Below are 5195 nucleotides of genomic sequence, written 5' to 3' on the forward strand. Positions count from 1 at the left end.
CGGTAACATAGAGATGAGCCCCTTCTTTAAGTAAACCGATGGCAACTTTAGATCCTACTTTTCCTAAACCTTGAATGGCGTATGTTCTTCCTCCCAAGTCTGGCTTGCCAAAAAGTGATTGATTCGTTGCTTTTATGCCGTAAAGAACACCCGCTGCCGTAGGAACAGAGGAATCGCCCCCACCTCCATATGCCACTGGTAGACCTACAATGTAATGTGTCTCTTTTGAAGCGTGTATGAAATCTTCCATGGTCGTACCCATATCCGTCCCAGTATAAAATCTGCCACCTAATGAATTAATAAATTGACCGAATGCCCGAAACAACTCAGGTGATTTATCTGATTTCGGATCCCCGATAATAACGGCTTTTCCTCCACCAAAATCCACACCTGCAGCCGCACATTTATAGCTCATTCCTTTGGATAATCTGAGGGCATCTTCGAGTGCCTCTTCGACGCTTCGATATGGATGCATCCGGCATCCCCCTAAAGCGGGTCCTACCGTTGTGTTATGGATGGCAATAATCGCACGGAGACCGGTTGATGGATCATTACAAAAAACTACTTGTTCATGCTCTACCATCCTTTCAAAGAGTTCAAATTCGCCCGACAATGGAATGCTTTTTGCAGTTTCCATCCATCAATCCCCCTCTTAAGCCAAAGATGTAAACATTCACTTTACTTTACATAATAAAATTATCGACTTTTATATTCATTTATTTCTTTAATCCATTGTATGATGCATTTCATCGTATAACACTATTTCAACGTAATATTATCAAAATGTAATATTATAGTCAATACAATAATCGGAAAACTCTATATTTTTGGAATTAATAGATACTTACTTTTGACAAGTCATCTTTTGCATTTTCAATTCGTTCAACAAGTGCTTATTGTATGTAGTTTTATAATGTTAAAGGAACAATTAGATAAAGAAAGAGCCCTTCCTTTGTTTAGCGACTTGGAAGGGCTTTTGATTTACGGTATACCACTCATGATTCATCTGGACCTGTGAGAAATACTAGAACAAATAACAAATACGATGTGTTCCCATTATTCATATTTTCTATTAAGCATTTGATTCAATTCTTTTGAAGTTCGGTTGATTTGATGGTTTGCTTCATCCAACATGCACTCTACCAATTCCTTGACACTCGGGATATGGTCAATCAAACCAGCTATCTGACCGCTATTGATAAAACCGTTTTCCAAATCGCCATCCATTGCACCTTTGACGTGATGCTTTTCGGTAGTCATTTCACCGTATTGTGCTAAGGTCATGCCTTGTTGTTCATGTTCGTCCAGTTTTTGTGAATAAGGTGTCTTCAAGATTCTTCTCAGTCTTCCTACACTGCGTCCTACAATAATTGTTGCTGTATCACTCGCATTCACTAAACTGTTCTTATAGTTGTCGTGGAATGGTGCTTCTTTGGTGGCAATCAATCGTGTTCCAATTTGAACACCGCTCGCCCCCAGCATCAGTGCAGCCGCGAGTCCTTTACCGTCTCCGATACCACCAGCTGCAATAACGGGGAGTTGGACATTTTTCACAATCTGAGGAATGAGTGTGAATGTCGTCAATTCAAGATTGGAATTGATACCCGCAGCTTCAAATCCTTCCGCCACTAGAAGATCGGCACCTGCCGCTTCCGCTTTTTGTGCATGTTTAACGGAAGCAACAAGAACAATCACTTTCACACCATGCTCATGTAAAGTCTGAATAAAAGGAACTGGGTTTCCAGCTGATAAAGAAACAATCGGAATGCCATGTTTAATAACGAGCTCAATTAATTCTTTTGTATATGGAGAGACATTAATGGCGATGTTGATCGCGAAGTTTCGTTTCGTCTGTTGTTTCGTTTGAAGGATAATTTGTTCCACTTCGTCAGGTGTCATCGTTCCACACCCGATCGTTCCTAATCCACCAGCTTCGGACACAGCAGAAGTTAACGGGGCATTGCTTATATTCCCCATCCCCCCCTGTATAATTGGGTAGTCAATTTGCAACATCTCACAAACATATTTCATTTTCCATTCACCTCTACTAGAATATGTTATAGTAATTGTAGTTGAAAGACAATTGCGTGAATTTGAATTGGGGGTAATAGTGTTGATTATTTCATTTAAAGGAAATACACCTAAACTAGCTTCAACGGTATTCGTTGCACCTGGAGCTAAAATTATCGGAGAAGTAATGGTAGGGGAAGAATCGACTATTTGGTTCAACGCCGTTTTACGTGGAGATGAAGGACTTATTTCGATTGGAAAAAGATGCAGTATTCAGGACAATTCTACGATTCATTTGTATGAAGATGCACCTGTTATAGTTGAAGACGAAGTAACAGTTGGCCATAATGTCATCTTACACGGCTGTAAAATTGGAAAACGTTCGATCATCGGCATGGGTTCCACCATACTGGATCATGCTGAAATCGGGGAAGAATGCATCATCGGTGCCAATACATTAATTCCTCCCGGCAAAAAATTTCCACCGCGTTCATTAGTTGTGGGATCGCCAGGAAAAGTAGTTAGGGAACTAAGCGATAAAGACTTTGAAATTATCCAGCTTTCCATTGATACGTATGTTCAAAAAGGATACGACTACCGAGAAATTCTTCAAAGCAAAGAAACTGAATAAGTAAAAACTGGGCTGCCAACAGGTAACTGATTCCGCTTCACATTAAAAATGATCAGCTATCTGCACCGTATTTTTCTAACGGGTTCTATTGAGAGGTGTATCATCTCAATAGAACCCTGTTTTCTTCATCTAATTATCCCCATTTAATTAGACAGTAAAGTTTCAATACTTTTTCTTCAAAAATACATTTTGTATTCCACATATCACATCTTGTAACCTAAAACCTTTCCTTTCACATTTTCAATCGGCAAGACTCCAAAATCTTTACTATCGGTACTTCTCCACCAGTTATCTCCCAAGACAAATACAGTGTTCGCTTCAACTTTTACAGGCTCCATAGTAGTTGCAAAGTATTCTTTCCAAGATTCATCGTCACTTCTATTAGCAGGGGCGGATTCTTTGAAAAATTCTTCTGCATTCTGACCTCTACTCATCGCTTTAGAATAAAAAGTATCTAGTTTCTTGCCATCAATAAATACTTGACCGTTCTTAATCTCTACGGTTTCGCCCTCTAGCCCAACTACTCTTGAAATGTAATACTCAGGCATATTGAAGTCCGGATTGCTTTCTATAGTGAAGTCGGGTGATTTGAAGTAAATAACATCTCCGCGTTTAATTTCCTTGTCATCAGGATCAACGACTAAACGGGGATGAGCCAATGTTTCATAATCGTGGTCACCTCTATCCATATTGTCGTAATCCCATTCCAATAATAATGAATTTTCAAGAGGTTCTACCAATTCGACTTCTGGTTTTGTGCCTTTGTCTGTAATCGTTTGCATTTCATTCGAAGTAACCTCTGGTGAACACGCAGTCAATAATACTGCCAAACCAATCAGTAAATACTTTTTCAACTCAGCCATCTCCTTCATTTATATTATACCAAAAATATCCATTCAATAATTAAAATTAAAGAATATTCTGTGAACGATAAACATAAAAAAACGCTGAAATTTAATCAGCGTCTGTCTTAACGTTTATATATAATATCTTCCCAAGAATATACTTTGTCAGTGATTCAAAGAAGATTAATGAATATCTTTCTTTTTGAACCTACCGCCACTAACTTCCACCACTTCATATATCGTTACAAATGCATTGACGTCAAATTCCTGTATGATTTCTTTCATTTTACTTTCTTCCAAGCGGTTAATTACACAAGTGATTTCTTTAAATTGCTCATTTGAGTAGCCGCCTTCAACAATGCTATATGTGGCTCCACGGCCTAAGCGGTCACGAATTGTCTCTACCATGATTTCGGGTTGATTCGTAATAATTTTAAAGGTTTTAGAACCACTTAAACCTTCTTCAACAATGTGAATAACTTTAGAAGCAATAAAGTAAGCGATTGCCGATAAGATAGCCCCTTGAAAACCGAAAACTAACGAAACAACAATAAAGACAAAGACGTTTAAAAATAAGATAAGATCGCTTGTTCCAAAAGGTAATTTTCTGGATAGTAATACGGCTAACATATCAATTCCATCTAAGGCGCCACCATTTCGTAATGCTAAACCCATACCGAAACCTATTATAATCCCGCCGACAACGGTTACTAACAAAGTATCGCCATGAATGATGGTTGATACTCCGTGCATAAGGATCGTGCCAACTGCTAAGGATGCTATCCCGATTACTGAGTAAATAGCAAAACGCTTACCGATTTGCTTATAACCTAAAAATACGAACGGGAGATTCAGTATTGCAATAAGTGCTCCTAAAGGCAAATCGAATAATTCTGACCCAACAATACTTAGGCCAGTCACACCACCATCTGAGACGTTGTTCGGGATTAATACCGCTTCTAGTCCATATGCAGTAATAAAGCCCCCAATAATGACCAATAATGCTCGCAAAATAATTTTAAGATTATTGTTTTTTTGCTTTGCGATTGTTTTCTTTTTAATTTTCTCGTTTAATGTCTCTTTCATCAAATTTCCCCTTACTTAAATTACACGGATTGATAACATATTTTTTTACCTTGTTTTAGTTATTTTAACATACCAATAAAGTAATGAACCGTATTTTCACCTTAATAACACCTGATTCAAGCATTCAATCATCCATTATTATCGTCATCATTTAGATTATTATTTTCATGGGAGTTATATAAGGATGAGTCCCTCCGAACTTTAAAACAATTGTGTTTTCGTATTAAATTCCTCGTAATTATGTTTAAATTCTTCTTCAGTTACAGCATCGACATTTTATGCTCGGTCCTCCGAAACGACAAGGTATCCACCTAGCATTATTTAGGTGAGAACTGTACGACGACCATAAGCCCCCCTAAAAGGGGAACCGATTACAGCATTTTTTTAGATATCCATTCATATTGAATATCAGGTAAATTTTCTTCATTTTCATGTCCTCTGCCGATGATTTCAAATCCATGTTTTTCATAAAATCGTTGTGCATTCTCATTTACTTCAAATGTGTATAATGTTAATCTCYCACTTGATTGTGCTTTTACTTTATCTAGTAATGAATGACCTATACCAATTCCTTGGTAATCTATATGAATATATAATTGGCTTATTTCCATTTCATTATAGAC

At 37.7% G+C, this 5195-nt stretch carries 6 protein-coding genes; 1 reads left to right on the top strand and 5 read right to left on the bottom strand.

What is annotated here, in order from left to right:
- Positions 1-637: Glu/Leu/Phe/Val dehydrogenase dimerization domain-containing protein (locus tag AC1DSB_RS13975; RefSeq protein WP_477586921.1), on the bottom strand; the 637-nt coding region annotated here is incomplete at its 3' end.
- Between the two features lie 419 nt (positions 638-1056).
- Positions 1057-2031 (bottom strand): NAD(P)H-dependent flavin oxidoreductase, encoded by a 975-nt coding sequence (locus AC1DSB_RS13980; protein WP_477532077.1) that lies wholly within the window; start codon positions 2029-2031, stop codon positions 1057-1059.
- Between the two features lie 82 nt (positions 2032-2113).
- Here AC1DSB_RS13980 and AC1DSB_RS13985 point away from each other — a divergent pair, with 82 nt between their 5' ends.
- A complete protein-coding gene (locus tag AC1DSB_RS13985) occupies positions 2114-2641 on the top strand; it encodes a gamma carbonic anhydrase family protein (protein WP_477532078.1) in 528 nt (175 codons plus the stop codon).
- 203 nt (positions 2642-2844) lie between these two features.
- Here AC1DSB_RS13985 and lepB read toward each other — a convergent pair whose 3' ends face one another.
- The 3 genes from lepB to AC1DSB_RS14000 form a co-directional block, all read right to left on the bottom strand.
- Positions 2845-3495 carry a signal peptidase I gene (gene lepB / locus AC1DSB_RS13990; RefSeq protein WP_477532079.1) on the bottom strand — a complete coding sequence of 217 codons (651 nt, stop codon included), beginning with the start codon at positions 3493-3495 and terminating at the stop codon, positions 2845-2847.
- A gap of 174 nt (positions 3496-3669) precedes the next feature.
- Entirely contained in the window at positions 3670-4572 is a 903-nt protein-coding gene (locus AC1DSB_RS13995; RefSeq protein ID WP_477586922.1) for a YitT family protein, read from the bottom strand.
- A gap of 371 nt (positions 4573-4943) precedes the next feature.
- Positions 4944-5195, bottom strand: a 252-nt coding sequence (locus AC1DSB_RS14000; protein ID WP_477586923.1) for a GNAT family N-acetyltransferase, incomplete at its 5' end; no start/stop codon positions are given.

It is taken from the genome of Paenisporosarcina sp. P4_E4_2 (assembly GCF_056401595.1).